The sequence below is a fragment of the Marinobacter sp. AL4B genome (assembly GCF_019916045.1).
In the GTDB taxonomy this organism is placed as follows: Bacteria; Pseudomonadota; Gammaproteobacteria; order Pseudomonadales; family Oleiphilaceae; genus Marinobacter.
In genome coordinates this window covers 260,349-275,158 of the sequence record NZ_JAILWZ010000010.1, presented here as the reverse complement: position 1 = coordinate 275,158, position 14,810 = coordinate 260,349, and the positions used below count along the sequence as shown (strand labels likewise).

Annotated in this window: 14 protein-coding genes; 9 read left to right on the top strand and 5 right to left on the bottom strand. The window is 50.9% G+C overall.

The genetic code is table 11. The features are described 5' to 3' along the window. Positions 1-228 precede the first annotated feature (228 nt). Together rfaH and cysQ are read right to left on the bottom strand one after the other, a co-directional pair. Positions 229-708, bottom strand: coding sequence for a transcription/translation regulatory transformer protein RfaH (gene rfaH / locus K5L82_RS03295; RefSeq protein ID WP_223133147.1), 480 nt, complete (start codon positions 706-708; stop codon positions 229-231). A 14-nt stretch (positions 709-722) separates the two neighbouring features. Then, complete coding sequence (cysQ, locus tag K5L82_RS03290) at positions 723-1,490, bottom strand: 3'(2'),5'-bisphosphate nucleotidase CysQ (protein ID WP_223133146.1); 768 nt, start codon at positions 1,488-1,490, stop codon at positions 723-725. 204 nt (positions 1,491-1,694) lie between these two features. On the opposite strand from cysQ, the gene K5L82_RS03285 reads away from it, so the two are divergent. From K5L82_RS03285 to K5L82_RS03275, 3 genes are all read left to right on the top strand, one after another. Beyond that, positions 1,695-2,351, top strand: a complete 657-nt coding sequence (locus K5L82_RS03285; protein ID WP_223133145.1) for a c-type cytochrome — start codon at positions 1,695-1,697, stop codon at positions 2,349-2,351. A 132-nt stretch (positions 2,352-2,483) separates the two neighbouring features. Next, positions 2,484-4,682: a mechanosensitive ion channel family protein gene (locus K5L82_RS03280; RefSeq protein ID WP_223133144.1), complete on the top strand. Its 2,199-nt coding sequence runs from the start codon at positions 2,484-2,486 to the stop codon at positions 4,680-4,682. Between the two features lie 98 nt (positions 4,683-4,780). Further along, positions 4,781-5,167 (top strand): glutaredoxin family protein, encoded by a 387-nt coding sequence (locus tag K5L82_RS03275; protein WP_223133143.1) that lies wholly within the window; start codon positions 4,781-4,783, stop codon positions 5,165-5,167. A gap of 58 nt (positions 5,168-5,225) precedes the next feature. Here K5L82_RS03275 and K5L82_RS03270 read toward each other — a convergent pair whose 3' ends face one another. The 3 genes from K5L82_RS03270 to K5L82_RS03260 form a co-directional block, all read right to left on the bottom strand. Continuing rightward, positions 5,226-6,500: a PglL family O-oligosaccharyltransferase gene (locus tag K5L82_RS03270; RefSeq protein ID WP_223133142.1), complete on the bottom strand. Its 1,275-nt coding sequence runs from the start codon at positions 6,498-6,500 to the stop codon at positions 5,226-5,228. Between the two features lies 1 nt (position 6,501). After that, a complete protein-coding gene (locus tag K5L82_RS03265; protein WP_223133141.1) occupies positions 6,502-6,936 on the bottom strand; it encodes a hypothetical protein in 435 nt (144 codons plus the stop codon). 549 nt (positions 6,937-7,485) lie between these two features. Next, complete coding sequence (locus K5L82_RS03260; RefSeq protein ID WP_410505843.1) at positions 7,486-7,944, bottom strand: pilin; 459 nt, start codon at positions 7,942-7,944, stop codon at positions 7,486-7,488. A gap of 397 nt (positions 7,945-8,341) precedes the next feature. Between K5L82_RS03260 and pilB the strand changes: the two genes are divergently transcribed. The 6 genes from pilB (at position 8,342) to tsaA (ending at position 14,719) form a co-directional block, all read left to right on the top strand. After that, positions 8,342-10,054, top strand: coding sequence for a type IV-A pilus assembly ATPase PilB (pilB, locus tag K5L82_RS03255; protein ID WP_223133140.1), 1,713 nt, complete (start codon positions 8,342-8,344; stop codon positions 10,052-10,054). 2 nt (positions 10,055-10,056) lie between these two features. Further along, a complete protein-coding gene (locus K5L82_RS03250; RefSeq protein WP_223133139.1) occupies positions 10,057-11,277 on the top strand; it encodes a type II secretion system F family protein in 1,221 nt (406 codons plus the stop codon). A gap of 122 nt (positions 11,278-11,399) precedes the next feature. Further along, positions 11,400-12,275 (top strand): prepilin peptidase, encoded by an 876-nt coding sequence (locus tag K5L82_RS03245; protein WP_223133138.1) that lies wholly within the window; start codon positions 11,400-11,402, stop codon positions 12,273-12,275. 9 nt (positions 12,276-12,284) lie between these two features. Next, positions 12,285-12,884 carry a dephospho-CoA kinase gene (gene coaE, locus K5L82_RS03240; protein ID WP_223133137.1) on the top strand — a complete coding sequence of 200 codons (600 nt, stop codon included), beginning with the start codon at positions 12,285-12,287 and terminating at the stop codon, positions 12,882-12,884. Further along, a complete protein-coding gene (locus K5L82_RS03235; RefSeq protein ID WP_262492485.1) occupies positions 12,871-13,968 on the top strand; it encodes a hypothetical protein in 1,098 nt (365 codons plus the stop codon). The genes coaE and K5L82_RS03235 overlap by 14 nt, the downstream gene beginning before the upstream one ends. Before the next feature lies 1 nt (position 13,969). After that, positions 13,970-14,719 (top strand): tRNA (N6-threonylcarbamoyladenosine(37)-N6)-methyltransferase TrmO, encoded by a 750-nt coding sequence (tsaA, locus tag K5L82_RS03230; RefSeq protein WP_223133136.1) that lies wholly within the window; start codon positions 13,970-13,972, stop codon positions 14,717-14,719. Positions 14,720-14,810: the final 91 nt, after the last annotated feature.

The window sequence follows — 14,810 nt, the reverse complement described above, 5'->3', positions numbered from 1 at the left end:
CCAAACAAAAAGGAAGGCCCTAACGTGATCCCTGTCGGGTTTCTGGAAAAAATACTATTCCGAAGTGGTTGGGAATTCTACTAGAAGCGGCGTAACAAACAAGTGACAATTACTTTTGTTTATCAACTATCAACGGATTACCAACGTAAACTTTTGTAAAAGGCCTAAAATGGGGTCAGACCCTCGATATATTTGAGAGTTCAAAATGCACCCTAGGCCACGTGTAGCTTAAGACCGAATCGCCGACACCGGCACACTCACCCGCTGCTGTTTCTGCATAAAGCTGATCAGCACGATAGCCCTCTCTTCACCATCATAAGCCTGAAAGATGGCCCCCAGGCCTTTGAACGGGCCATCGTCTAGCTCTATTGCTTGTCCCGCTTTAATACCGCCCTGCTCTGCAACCTTGCCCATACCGGCCTTGATGTGCTCGATCACCTCATCGGCAATCGCCGCCGGCTTGTTGGCGAAACTGACCATGCGCAGCACACCGCGAGTGGAGCGTAGCTTTGCCCACATCGGGTCGGTTTGTTCCAACCTCACAAAGATATACCCGGGAAACAGCGACTCTAGTCTCCTAGCGCGCTTACCCGCCTTAATTTTCTCCACCTCGATCTTCGGGTAAAAACAGGCAATCTCTTGATTCTGCAAATGCTGAACCGCCCGATCACCCTGTGCCGGCTTGTGCTGAAGCGCATACCAAGTCATAAAAAATCCAATCTTTAAAAGTACCAACTACCTGCCGCGATGAAGTGCGGGTTGAGGATGTCTTCTTTGCCGTACTGCAGTGGAGTGTTATGCAGCGTTTGTACTTTGCCGCCGGCAGCCAATAGCACGGCGTGTGCAGCGGCGGTGTCCCATTCGCAGGTAAGGCCCATACGGGGATAGATGTCGGCGTGGCCTTCGGCGATACGGCAGAATTTAAGAGAACTGCCGGCCTGAACGGTTTCGTGTTCACCCAGGGTTTCGATAAAGGCGCGGGTTTCATCGGTGAGATGGTTTTTGCTGGCTACCACTCGCTTGATGCCCTTTGGCTCGGCCACATGGATGCGATGGGTGCGGCCGGTTCTGTCGCGCTTAAAAGCGCCCTCACCATTTATACCCCAATAAGTCTCCTTTAATGCAGGGGCCGTTACCACGCCCATGATGGGCTGGCCGTCTTCAATCAAGGCAATGTTGACCGTGAACTCGCTGCTACGCTGCGTGAATTCTTTAGTGCCGTCGATAGGGTCTATCAACCAGAACCGACGCCAGTGTTTGCGTTCTTCCCAAGGCACTTGCTCGCCTTCTTCCGAAAGAATCGGGATGTCGCGACTGATGCTTCGCAGCCCTTTCACGATCGTTTCATGGCTGGCCATGTCTGCCGCCGTGATGGGCGAATGATCTTCTTTATACTGCACTTTGAAATCGGATTGATAGATGTGCAGAACCCGCTCACTGGCTTCATCTGCGATTTTGATGACATCCGGTAGTATTGAACTGTAGTGCATGATCAGTCGCTCCCTGCTTAGCATTCGCCCATGTTACCAAACTTTGCCAAACCAGACCCCCGTGCATTTTCTGTGACGAGATGCTCAGGGCGTTTGGCCCCTGTCCTAGATTCCGTTTTTATTGACCTTTCTCAAGACCCCACTCTCATGTCGACGCTAACCTGCATCGTTTTCCGGACTACAGTCCGAGCTAAAGGGTGCAGTATGATATTTGGTCTTCGGATTAGACACTTCTTGGTTGTGGCAGGCATGAGCTTCTCGGCGATGGTTCAGGCGGAAAGCACCGATGTCATGTCGGAGTTACGAGCTATTATGGCCGATGATCAAGGGCGGCAAGCCGCCTACGAAGCTGGCCAGGAGCGGATCCGGTTTTGCGGTTACTGCCACGGGAAAGACGGTAATAGCAAACGCGATTACATCCCGAATCTAGCGGCGCAACACCCGCAGTACCTCTTCGATCAATTTGAAAAATTCGGGAATGGCACGCGCGAAGACTACGTCATGTCTAAGCTCGCGAAAACTCTGTCCGTAGACGAGCAAATCAATATCGCGGTTTATTTCAGCCAGCAGAAGGCAAAAGCCCGCACAAGCCCGAATCCAGCCCTTATCGACGCCGGTGAATCCTTATTCAAAACACGTTGTGCGGGGTGTCATGGGCAGAAGGCTCAGGGTTTTCAGAATATGCCAAGGTTGGCTGGGCAGCCTGCGGAGTATCTGGGCATTGCACTTAATCGGTTCAAACAAATGAACCCGATGCAGCACAGTACACCGATGATTGGGATTGCTACGGCGTTGTCTGACGGGGATATTGAATCGCTTGCCGCCTATTTGACGACAAGGAGAACGGGTTCCGGATATTGAGTTTCTAGTTTTTAAGACCGCGGGAGTTTATTTCAAAGCGAGGTAGATGGGGGAGCGTTTAAAGCAGTGTGGTACGGTAATACCCCAAAACAGCCAGATGAACCATTTTTCTGATTTTGAAGGGGTAAAAACTTGCGGCTACTCGTTGTCTTACTGAGCCTGTGCTTCCTGTTTTCTGGCGCTTCGGCCCAGGCAAACCCTTTTTCTCTGCCTGGCATTCCGGGCTTTTCCGGGCAAGAAAAGAAGGAAGAGGCATCGCCAAAAGAGCTTGAAGCCTCTTTAAATGTGACCATTGAGGCACTGGAAAACGACGAAGAACGCACGGCGCTGGTGCAACAGCTCAAGACCCTTCAAGAAGGACTGAAAGCAAAATCCGCGTCCGACGAAAACGAAGCCTTCGAAAACGAGGGACTGCTTGGCGCGATTGCCGTCTTGTTTGATGAGGGACACAGCGCAGACGATACCCCGCCTAGCTACCTTTCGATTTGGGAAACGCACTTCAAAAATGCCTACACCGCCGCCCTAACATTACTGAACAGTGCATCTCCTCGCGCGCTGGCAGAAACAACAGCAGGACTGGCCGTGTGGCTGGCCGTATTGTGGGGGCTTTCACGGGTTTTCCAAGCGTTTTTTGTCTGGAGAGATTGGCCCCTGCAAATGCCACGCAACCCGAAGCCTTGGCTTCTGGCGGTGCATTTTATCCGGCGTATTTTACCCTGGTTACTAACCTTTATTGCACTACTGGCTGGGCTGCCAACCTTCGGCCTATCTGAGGCCGCACAAACCACGGTAAGAATCCTTGCATATACCGGCCTTTGCGCGCGCATTCTGACTTCTTTATTCGACGTGATGATTTCCGTGTTCTCCAATGGCCATCGACTATCTGCAGTCATCATCCTACGCCGACGTATGTTATTGCCGCTGTTTATCATTGGCGCACTTTTCGCCCTTGAAGATGCCTTAAGCACTACCGAACTGACGGCACAACTTGGATCAGAATTGGCCAGTGCATTGGCGCTCGTATTCAGCGTTGTTGCGGCGTTAATGAGTTTCTACCTGATTGTGCGTAACCGGCGCCCCGTTACCCACCTAATTCGTAACCGCCCCTACAACCAACGCAAAAACGAAGGTGTGTCACGGGAAGTTATTGCCCTATTGGCCCGGCTCTGGCATATCCCCTTGCTGGTCGCGATAAGCGCCTCGGTGGTCGCAGTGTTCATCAATGGGGGCGAGGCCGATGCCGCCCTGGGCAAAGCCATGATTTGCGCCCTGCTTCTGGCTCTTACGCTTGCCTTACAAGGACTGCTCGGCATTCAACAAAACCGCCCCAAGCACCGATCTTTAAGTACCTTCAGCCGCAGACTGGTCCGTTTTGGGTACAATCTGAGCCAAGCGGCGGCGTGGTTTGTGTTTTTCGAACTGACTCTGCAAATCTGGGATTTATCGTTGTTTGGCCTGGCTGGCAAACCTCCGGTCAGCAAAAACATTACCAGCAGCCTGTTTGGCGTAGCCGTTGTTCTACTGGTCACGAAACTAACGTGGATTTTCATCGACGAACTGCTAGAACGCACCCTAGGCGTGGGCGATCGCAAAAAACGAATCAACGCCGCCCGGGCACAGACCATCCTACCCATTGCCCGAAACACTTTGTTGATCACCATCCTGATCATCGCGACTTTAGTCAGCCTGTCTACCCTCGGCGTTGACGTGACACCCCTTCTTGCCGGTGCCGGTATTATCGGCCTTGCGGTAGGTTTTGGCGCGCAAACCCTAGTTCAGGATTTGATCACCGGGCTGTTTATTGTGGTGGAAGATTCGATGTCGGTCGGTGATTTCGTGCAGATCAACGGCTTTATGGGCACCGTCGAAGGCTTCAACTTGCGCACCGTGCGCCTGCGGGACCTTGAAGGCGTGGTGCATCACATTACCTTTAGCAAAATCAGCTCCATTCACAACATGTCCCGCCAGTTTGGCATTGCGCTGCTTAAGATCCGTATCCCCCGGGAATTGCCAATCGACGATGCCATACAGCTGATGAACGAAACAGCCGACGAACTTCGCCTGCAGCCTGATATGCGCTGGCTAATCTGGTCGCCACTGGAAATGCAGGGCATCCACGCATTCGAAGAAGGTTGCCCGGTATTACGTATGCGCATGCGCACCAAGCCCGAGTTTCAGTGGGATGTATCCCGCGCGTTCAACTTGCTGCTGAAGCGGAAGATGGAAGAACGCTACATTGAAGTGGCAGCGCCGCGGATCAGCGTGCAGATGGAAGGCGAAGGCGGCACTGGATCGGCTTATCTGGAGAAAAATGGTCGAGGTGAGGTTTGACGTGACAGAGGTCTGACGCCAATTTATTTCACGGCCGTGGTATCCTTGCCGCCTTATTTTCCGTGACCACGCTTATTTCAAACAGTTTAGGTTTTATTATGCGAATGATTATCCGAGCTTTTTTCCGCCTTCTCCGCTTGGCTCTAACGCCGTTCATGCTGCTTTCAGAGAAGCTCAGCACGCCCAAGGCGATCGAACGCTCGGCCGAGCAACAAGCTATAGTCGACAAGGCCACCGAAAACTTGGCGCTTTACGAGTTCCGTGCTTGCCCGTTTTGCATCAAGGTTCGGAAGGAGATGGCACGACTGGGACTGAACATTGAACGGCGGGATGCCCAGCATGATGAGAAAAACCGCGAGGCACTGTTGAAAGGTGGTGGAGCGGTTAAGGTTCCTTGTTTGTTGATTGTGGATGAGCAGGGTGAAGAGCGGTGGATGTATGAGTCTGGGGATATTAATGATTGGTTGGGGCGGGAGTTTGGTTGAGCGAACCGCAATCATCCGCGAGAAACCATTTGCCGCTTCGTTGAATATGTCACAGGCGTCAACGACCAGCTGCAGAATCCACTTTAACTTCATAAAAAGCGTTGACTGCAGAACTATAGGCTTCCCCTCCGTGCAAGTAGCTTATCGTTTTAAGTGCTTTAGCTGCTTTTTCCGGGTCGTTTTCGGCCATGCTCAGCTTAGCCAACTTATATAGCGGCATAGGAAGAGCATAGCGCCGCGCTACATTTTCGATTTTCCCCCGCTCATTTGCCGTTAATGCATTAAAGCTTTGCGTCCGAGCAACCCAGATAAAACTCTGCAACTGGTCAAATATAACGACGTCGGGAGCTTTTCGTTCCGCTTTGAGCGTACCGATTGACGCTATTTCAAACCGCAATAGGCGGTGATCCTCTTCAAGCACTCTATAGTCCCACCATGAGATCGCTAGGATGCCTGAAAACAAAAACACAAAAACACCCGAGACATGCTTTGGCACTTTAAAACATTTCTCAACCCAGCCATTAAGGCAGGAAATCAACGCATGCCATCTTCTATCAGCAAATCTAAGTTGACCAGAGTCAATCCTATCACGTGCTGAAATGCCTATAAAAAAACCAGCCAAAAGCAGAAAGTAACTATATGCGTGAGGGTATTCCAACAATCCGTGTATAAGTATAACTGAAAAACAACAAAGACTATAAAACCCTTTAGAGCTGCTCGCAACAAAAAACAGCTTTCCCCACAATAGATTTAGCAACACAAATAAAGTTAATCCTAAAGGTATGCCATTCCATATCAATAGGTCCAAGAACAAATTATGACTGTATTGAGTTAACCCTACAGCAGGGTACATATTTTCAACAGCAAGCTGAGCGAGCGAGACTTGCCCCCAACCGTAACCAATCCAGGGGCGCTCTATGATTGCGACAAGAAATGACATCCACATATCCGTACGGATATCGCCAAACCCAGTACGCAATACTTGCCCCCCATCTCCAAACAAAAAACTTTTTGTAATAATCAGCGCCAAACTGACGAAATAGAAAGCCACTACCGAAAGCAAAAGAAATACAAAGCGCTCCCACTTATAACGCCGAAACATTACCCAATGAATCAAAGCAACAACGATCAAAACCGAAAATACAACCCACGACGTTCGGGATTGAGCTAAAGCGGCACCAGAAACCAGGAAAATACCTCCAAATAACAGACCAATTAAGCCAATCCGATTACGTTCATAAATATAATAAAGCGAGAATAGTGATAACCAAATTAGAGAAGAGAAATTATTTGGTTGAGCTAGATTAGCATACGGCCTTGCACCGGCAGGCAAGTTATGGACCCATATACTGGACGACAAAGATAACCATTGAATGATAGCAATCCAAGTGCCCCCCCCCCCCTATTAAAACCAACGCGAGCGCTACTCCATCTACATACTTCTTGCAACCAATGCTTTTATTATGGGAATCAGCAATGGTTAGTGCTAAAAAAAATCCAAAAATATAAAATAAAGCTAACAGCGCATCCCCTTTGAACAAAATCAAACCCGCTACCCACTGACCAATAGGAATCAGTGAAAACAATAAAAATACAAAAAAAACATAAGGCACAGAAATTGACTTTATGTTCCGCACACGCTCTAACAGTGCGACCAAAAGAGCTAGAAATGCAGAAAACTCCAGGTAAAAAGAACCCCAAGGGTAATAGTGATTTGGAAGCAGAAATGCGACACCGAAGAAAAAAAAGAATAGAACAGAATATATCATCCATCCACATCCTCAAAAATATTCGCTCGAACTTCAACCCCAAGTGAACTTCCAGCTCCGCGCATAATGCACCCCAAAACTCATACAAAAGCCTCCGACATTGGGCTTGCCCAGATAGGGAGGGTGCTGAACTCATTTGCAACAAACTCCGTTTTAATCGAAAACATCGATTTCTGTAAAATCAAGGTTACCCGACCAAATAGAACCAATGCCTAACCAATATTACCGTACCGAGCAATACCTGTCCGCTCAATGTCACGCTGTCGCTGGCGCACCATACAGGTTGGACCTTGCAATTCACATCCTTCAGACAACGAACCTTTTCTAGCCTAGATTGCACCATGTGATTCGCAACAAGAATTTTGGTTTTGATATCAAACCAAATCTATTTGCGATCAACACCCACACCACCAACTCATCACTATTTACCACCCTTTAGACCCAAGTTTGACAGCTTTCCATGGGGCGCCCACACTCGGCCACTCAAGAGTCAGGCAAAAAAAAACCCGGACTCATCCAAGCCCAGGCTTTGTAACTATTTCAGATCAATCAGCTGCCATCGGCAGAATCAAAATCTTGACAGCTAGCAGGACGATATTTGGAAGCAATTGTTCCCCCACATGTCCAAATAACCTTCCCGTTCTGACGCTCGGCATGCAATACAATGAGCTCGTTTTCAGAGACACCACCACCGACAGCTGCTGTCGCTGCCACCTGTACATCAAGCGAATCTGCAACCGCATTTGCAATGGTCACAGACTTGACATAGTTTGAACTTTGGTCGTCAATTGTTACCGCGCTTAAGCTGCTAAATACTGTCGCCGATTCTGACACGTTCGTGCGTGCAGAAGATGCCGCCAAAATAAGCTCGGACACCTTTGCGCGGGTCGTATAGTCTTGGTACGCCGGAATCGCCACCGCAGCCAAAATACCTATGATCGCAACAACGATCATCAATTCAATCAGAGTAAAACCCTGCTGGCCTTTGTTCATTTGAATCTTTTGCATAATTCGACCTCTATGTCGTTTTTGGTTCTTAGTAGCTCCGGGACGGTGGAGCATTCCCCGTGACCGCTTTGAGCTTGAAGTAAGTTAAGCATCGCGCGTGCCAAATGCAAGATAACATATAGAAACGGCGCCCACTCAATGAGTTAACGCACCTGTGTGACACATGTCACACCGCAGGCCGGAGTGCAACCTTAGCCAAAAAAGGGCTGCGAGTGACATTATTTGTCACCGAGCCGACAAAATTGAAGCCTGGACAATCTAAAAACGCACCTCGCTCAATCGCAACCAAATACCGAACCTGAGAACCCGCAACCTTTCCAAATCTGCCCACTACATCTAAACTCTCTGTTCATAAATACGTGATTCAGCCACTTACGAGACTTTCCTCAGAGCACTTATGGCGAGCAACAACCGGAATGTAACGCTTACGGGCCTGGCCCGTCGATTTGTTGATGACGGGCTTATGGACGAAGACATCGCGAAAGATGCTTTCATCCAAGCCTCCGAGAATCGCACTCCCCTCATCACTTACCTCACTCAGAATGATCTAGCTGATAGCTCTAAGCTGGCCTTTTCTGCCGCTATGGAGTTTGGCATTTCGGTGCTCGACTTGGATTCTTTCCTCCCAGAGATGATGCCGGAGAAGTCGGTCGACGAAAAGCTGATCCACAAACACAACGCTCTCCCTTTGTATAAGAGGGGTAACCGGCTCTTTATCGCAGTTTCTGATCCGACCAACATCCAGGCGTTGGACGAGATCAAGTTCAACACCGGTTTGAGCACCGACGCCGTCCTCGTCGATGACGCTAAGCTCCGCACCGCTATCGAAAAGTATCTTGAATCCCATGACACATCGATGGGCGATCTTGACGATGCCGATCTAGAAGGCGTTGAAACCGAGGGTGGTGACGCAGAAGAGGATAATGCCGTATCGACTGCAGAAGTCGACGATGCGCCTATCGTAAAATACGTTAATAAGATGCTCCTAGACGCGATTCGAGGCGGCGCTTCTGATATTCACTTCGAGCCTTACGAGAAAACTTATCGGGTTCGCTACCGAACTGACGGCATTTTGAAAGAAGTCTCTCGGCCATCTATCAAGCTGGCCCCCAAGATTTCTGCACGTGTGAAGATCATGGCTCAGCTGGACATTTCTGAGCGCAGAGTGCCGCAGGATGGCCGGATTAAGATGAAGCTGTCTAAAACTAAGGCGATTGATTTTCGAGTCAACACCCTGCCGACGCTCTGGGGCGAGAAAATCGTATTACGGATACTCGATCCGAGCCAAGCGAAGCTGGGCATCGATGTGCTTGGTTACGAGGAAGATCAAAAACAATTGTACCTCGATGCGCTTGAGCAGCCTCAAGGCATGATCTTGGTCACCGGCCCAACCGGTTCGGGTAAGACAGTGTCTTTGTATACCGGCTTGAATATTCTAAACACCAATGAACGGAACATTTCGACTGCGGAAGACCCAGCCGAGATCAACCTAGAAGGCATAAACCAAGTTAACGTCAACACCCGCGTTGGATTAGGCTTTGCGGAAGCGCTGCGCGCCTTCCTGCGTCAAGACCCAGACGTGATCATGGTGGGCGAGATCCGGGATTTGGAAACGGCCAACATTGCCATCAAAGCCGCTCAAACAGGACACTTGGTTTTATCTACCTTGCACACCAACAGCGCGGCAGAAACCCTCACCCGAATGATGAACATGGGTGTTCCCGCATTCAACATCGCCACCTCTGTGAGCTTAATCATCGCTCAGCGCCTGGGCCGACGCTTATGTAGCTGCAAACAACCCGCAGACGTGCCGAAAGACGTGCTTTTAGCGGAAGGGTTCACACAGGAACAAATTGATACAGGGTTCACGTTGTTCCGCCCCAAGGGCTGTGATAAATGCAGTGGTGGGTATAAAGGCCGCGTCGGTATTTACGAAGTGGTCAAGATTACAGACGAGCTGGCCAGCATGATTATGGAAGAAGCCAGTTCAATTCAAATAGCTAAAAAAGCGCAGGCTGAAGGCTTCCGCACTCTAAGGCATTCTGCCCTGATGAAGGTAATTCAGGGCGTGACCAGCCTTGAAGAAGCCAACCGCGTAACGAAGGATTAAGCATGGCAGAAAAATCGCAAAAGCTGGAAGCGTACGTTTGGGAAGGCAAAGACCGTAAGGGCAACAAAACCAAGGGCGAGTTGAACGGTGTTAGTTTAGCTTTGGTTAAAGCTCAACTTCGCAAACAGGGAATTATTCCAGACAAGGTTAAAAAGAAGCCAAAGCCGCTATTCGGCGGCAGCAAGAAGATTACGCCGTTTGACATCGCTATGCTTACGCGGCAACTGGCAACCATGATGAAGGCAGGTGTTCCTTTGGTGCAAAGCTTTGACATTGTGGCTGATGGTCTTGATAACAAAGGCCTACAAGAACTCGTGATGTCTATCCGGAATGACATTTCGTCCGGCACCGGCTTTGCTCAGGCACTGCGCAGGCACCCAAAATATTTCGACGACCTATATTGCAACCTTGTAGAATCCGGGGAGCAGGCAGGCGCTCTTGAAACTATGCTCGACCGGATTGCAACCTATCTTGAAAAAACCGAAATTTTGAAGAAAAAAGTCAAAAAAGCTATGACCTATCCGATTGCGGTTATTGTTGTAGCGATTGTAGTCACAGCTATTCTGCTGATAAAGGTGGTCCCCCAATTCGAAAGCTTGTTCTCGGGGTTTGGAGCCGAGCTACCCGTATTTACACAAATGGTAGTCCGGCTTTCGGAGTGGATGCAAACATGGTGGTTTGTGGTGTTCTTAGGAATCGTCGGAAGTATATTTTTGTTTAAAGAAGCAAAGCGCCGCTCTCAGAAATTTTCGGACGTTGTCGATAAGTACGTTCTTAAGCTCCCAATTATTGGCGAAATTCTGGATAAATCTGCTGTCGCTAAGTTTGGCCGAGTACTGTCAACTACTTTCGCTGCTGGCGTTCCCCTAGTGGATGCTCTGGACTCGGTAGCAGGTGCCACAGGCAACGCTGTTTATCGGGACGCGATCATGACCATAAAAAATGATGTTTCAAGTGGCACTCAGCTGCAAACATCCATGCGTCAACAGAACGTATTCCCCGTTATGGCTGTTCAGCTAACAGCGATTGGCGAAGAATCCGGCAACTTGGATGGGATGCTCGAGAAAGTCGCTGTGCATTACGAAGCGGTAGTAGACGACATGGTAGACAACCTTACTGCCCTCATGGAACCCATGATCATGGCAGTGCTCGGCGTTCTAGTCGGTGGTTTGATTATCGCCATGTACCTGCCAATCTTCCAGATGGGTCAGGTCGTCGGGTAAGTAAAGTCGTTTTAACGTAAATCGCTGTAACGCTTGCCTGCCCTTTCCCGCCGAGGGAGAGGGCAGTCGATAGCCGTACTCACACTTCTTCGCAAACCAAAATCGTCACCCAAGAGCCCCTAATGCCATCACTAGAAACCTTCCTCGCAACCCCCTGGCTCCTCTACACCACAGTCACCGTCGTCTCCCTCTGCATCGGCAGCTTCCTAAACGTAGTCATCCTGCGCCTGCCAAAAATGATGCACCAGGACTGGCACTGTCAGTGCGAGGAGTTTCTTGAGGTACCGGAGGAAAATCGAAAAAACGAAACGCAGATAACGCTTTCTAAACCTGCCTCCACGTGCCCATCCTGCAGCCACAAGATCCGAGCATGGGAAAACATCCCCGTCATCAGCTGGCTGCTGCTCGGCGGTAAATGCTCTTCCTGCAAAACCCGAATCTCGGCCCGCTACCCTTTGGTTGAAGCGTTCACGGCTATCGCTTCGGTGATCACGGTTTGTTTGCTGGGCCCTACGCCAGCATCGTTATGGGCGCTGCTGTTAATCTGGGCCTTGGTTGCGCTGACGGTGATCGATTTTGATACCCAGCTTCTGCCTGACAGCATCACGCTCCCGCTGATGTGGTTAGGCTTAATGCTAAATTACTTCGGTATGTTGACGGATTTCGAAAGCGCCTTTTGGGGTGCAGTCGCAGGTTATTTGTCGCTTTGGTCGGTTTATTGGCTCTTTAAGCTGCTAACCGGCAAGGAAGGCATGGGGCATGGTGATTTTAAACTGCTTGCAGCCTTGGGTGCCTGGTTGGGCTGGCAGGTGTTGCCGGCGGTGATTTTGCTGTCATCTCTGGTTGGGGCGATTGTTGGCATCAGTTTGATGGTGTTCCGCAAGCATGGGCGGGAGGTGCCGATTCCGTTTGGACCTTACTTGGCGGTGGCCGGGGTGATTTGTTTGTGGTTTGGGACGGAAATTGTTTCGGCTTGGTATGGGTTTCTTGGGGTTTAGGAGTAAGGTTTGGCGATTGTTGGTTTAACCGGCGGAATAGGTTCCGGGAAGTCTACGGTGGTGCGGCTGTTTGGGGAATTGGGCGTGCACTGGGTGGATGCGGATGATGTGGCTCGAGAGGTGGTTGAGCCGGGCATGCCTGCGCTGAAAACTATTGCTGAGCACTTTGGCGATGAGGTGTTGCGGGCCGATGGCGCGCTAGATCGGGCTTGGTTACGGCAACGGGTGTTTGCGGAGCCGGAGGAACGGGCTTGGCTTGAGGCGTTGCTGCACCCGATTATTCGCGATGAACTTATCCGCCAACTGCAGCCTGCGGATTACAGCCTACCCTACACCTTGCTGGTTTCGCCATTATTGCTGGAGACGGACCAACACGAACTGGTGAACAAAACCCTCGTTATTGATGTACCAGAGTCGGTTCAGCTGGAACGCACTATGGCTCGGGATAGCAATTCCCGCGAGCAGGTGGAACGCATTATGGCGGCCCAGATGTCTCGGGAAAACCGGCATGCTAAGGCAGACGCGATCATTGATAACAACCAGCCTTTGATTGAGGTTGAGCGGCAGGTTGCCGAGCTGCATAATCAGTGGGTGCTTGAATTCAGTTAAGGGGCTTCCTCTGCGTTACCTCTCATTTTTTGCTTTTCTTCTGCCGTCGCTATTGGCCGTTTCTTCACACGTCCAAAGCGCCGGCCCGATTAGCGTCCAGGAAGATTCCTTAGCGGATAAGCTATCGCCTTACCGGTTACCCGCGTCATTTTATACGGTAAAGCCCAGCGAGTACTGGGCGGAGCCGGTGGATTCCTGGTGGTTAAGTGCCAGCAACTGGGTTATTCATCAGGAACGCCTACACGGCAGCAAGGTTCAAGGCATTGGTAACTGGGCCGACCGCACCTTGTCCGGGTCTGAACATGGGCTGCCAAACAATGAAAGTTATCTTCGGTTAGGCTTTGCGGCGGAGTCCGAATACAGCGACCCGGCACAATTTAAGCCAGAAGTCCGCTTCCGCCTTGACCTGCCCACCACAAAGAAGAAACTGCGACTGGTTATTGAAAGCGACAGCGACGAACTGGTTCCGCTGGGTGAGCGCGAACGGGATCGACAACTGACTGAACCGGAGCGAACCGATACCGACGCCACCGGTGCACTGCGGTATTTAACAGACGTAGGCGATGCCATCAATTTGTCGATGGACATAGGTGGCCGGTTGCGGCTTCCGCCTGAAATGTTCTGGCGCCTAGAGGCCGACAAGCGCTGGTGGGCCGCAGACAACTGGCGCATCGGGGTTAAACAACGGGTTTATTACTACCACACTTCCGGCTGGGGCTCCCGCTCTTGGTTCGGTGCGGATCGCCCCACTTGGAACGGCTGGCACTTCTTCACGTCATCGGAACTGGAGTGGGTACACACCGACCGAAAATTCGAAGCCGCGCAGCTCTTTAGTTTGCGCAAGCGCACCAGTTCGCGCTCGGTGATCTCGCCCAGAATCGGCATTCTCGGGGAAAGCCAGCCGGTATGGCGGACGACATCGTACTTTGCCGATGTGACTTGGCGCTATCGGATGTATGAAGACTGGCTGTTTGCCGAGCTAATTCCCGCATTAGAATTCCCCCGCGAGAAAAGCTTCAAAGATCAAGCGTCTGTGATCTTCCGTATCGAAATGTACTTTGCCGGCACCATTGATAGAGACTGACATGACCCGACCCAGACACAAAAGCAAACCGGCAACCGAAGCCTTAACCCTTACCCCTGTCGCCTACACACGCTCCTGCTTCAAAGATAAATTCGGAGTACCACGCCAACCGGGGCTCACCCGCCATGCCCATGCGGATTTGGTGATTGAGCCGCCGTTTGATCGGGAAGATGCCTTTCGGGGTTTAGAAACCGCCAGCCATTTGTGGCTGACGTTTCAGTTTCATGAGGCGGTGCGTGCCGAGTGGCGACCAGTGGTGCGCCCTCCCCGCTTAGGCGGTAACAAAAAAATCGGCGTGTTCGCCAGCCGCTCGCCGTTTAGGCCCAACAGTTTGGGGTTATCTGTGGTTCGGAACGAAGGGCTTGAAAAAAAGAACGGCCGGCTTGTGTTAAAGATTCGCGATCACGATTTGATTGATGGCACACCCATTCTCGACATCAAACCTTACCTACCTTTTGCCGATGCCATTCCTGATGCCTCTTTAGGCTGGGCTGACACGCCTCCGGTGGACCGTGTCGAGGTGGTGATCAGCCCCGCAGCCGAAACCGAGCTTGCCTCATTGCCCCCCAATGACTACCCGGATCTGCGCGGTCTGATCGAAGATGTCGTCAGCTACGACCCTCGCCCTTCGTTCCGACGCGGCCGGGATGAAGATCGCATTTATGGCGCGCACTTGTACGATCTGAACGTGCGTTTCCGCTTTGTCACCGACGCCGGAAAGGCGCGTGTAGAAGTCCTGTCCATCTGTTAAACTGCCGACGGTCAAATTGCTGTCAACACAGGGAATTCGTGACTTGCCTTCAAACCCGTTTTTTAAGCGCTGGTGCGTGCGCCCATTGGCC

Coding starts and splice junctions, on each gene's coding strand:
- rfaH (WP_223133147.1), bottom strand. CDS start 708: ATGACTTGGTATGCGCTTCAGCACAAGCCGGCACAGGGTGATCGGGCG.
- cysQ (WP_223133146.1), bottom strand. CDS start 1,490: ATGCACTACAGTTCAATACTACCGGATGTCATCAAAATCGCAGATGAA.
- K5L82_RS03285 (WP_223133145.1), top strand. CDS start 1,695: ATGATATTTGGTCTTCGGATTAGACACTTCTTGGTTGTGGCAGGCATG.
- K5L82_RS03275 (WP_223133143.1), top strand. CDS start 4,781: ATGCGAATGATTATCCGAGCTTTTTTCCGCCTTCTCCGCTTGGCTCTA.
- K5L82_RS03265 (WP_223133141.1), bottom strand. CDS start 6,936: ATGATATATTCTGTTCTATTCTTTTTTTTCTTCGGTGTCGCATTTCTG.
- K5L82_RS03260 (WP_410505843.1), bottom strand. CDS start 7,944: ATGCAAAAGATTCAAATGAACAAAGGCCAGCAGGGTTTTACTCTGATT.
- pilB (WP_223133140.1), top strand. CDS start 8,342: ATGGCGAGCAACAACCGGAATGTAACGCTTACGGGCCTGGCCCGTCGA.
- K5L82_RS03250 (WP_223133139.1), top strand. CDS start 10,057: ATGGCAGAAAAATCGCAAAAGCTGGAAGCGTACGTTTGGGAAGGCAAA.
- K5L82_RS03245 (WP_223133138.1), top strand. CDS start 11,400: ATGCCATCACTAGAAACCTTCCTCGCAACCCCCTGGCTCCTCTACACC.
- tsaA (WP_223133136.1), top strand. CDS start 13,970: ATGACCCGACCCAGACACAAAAGCAAACCGGCAACCGAAGCCTTAACC.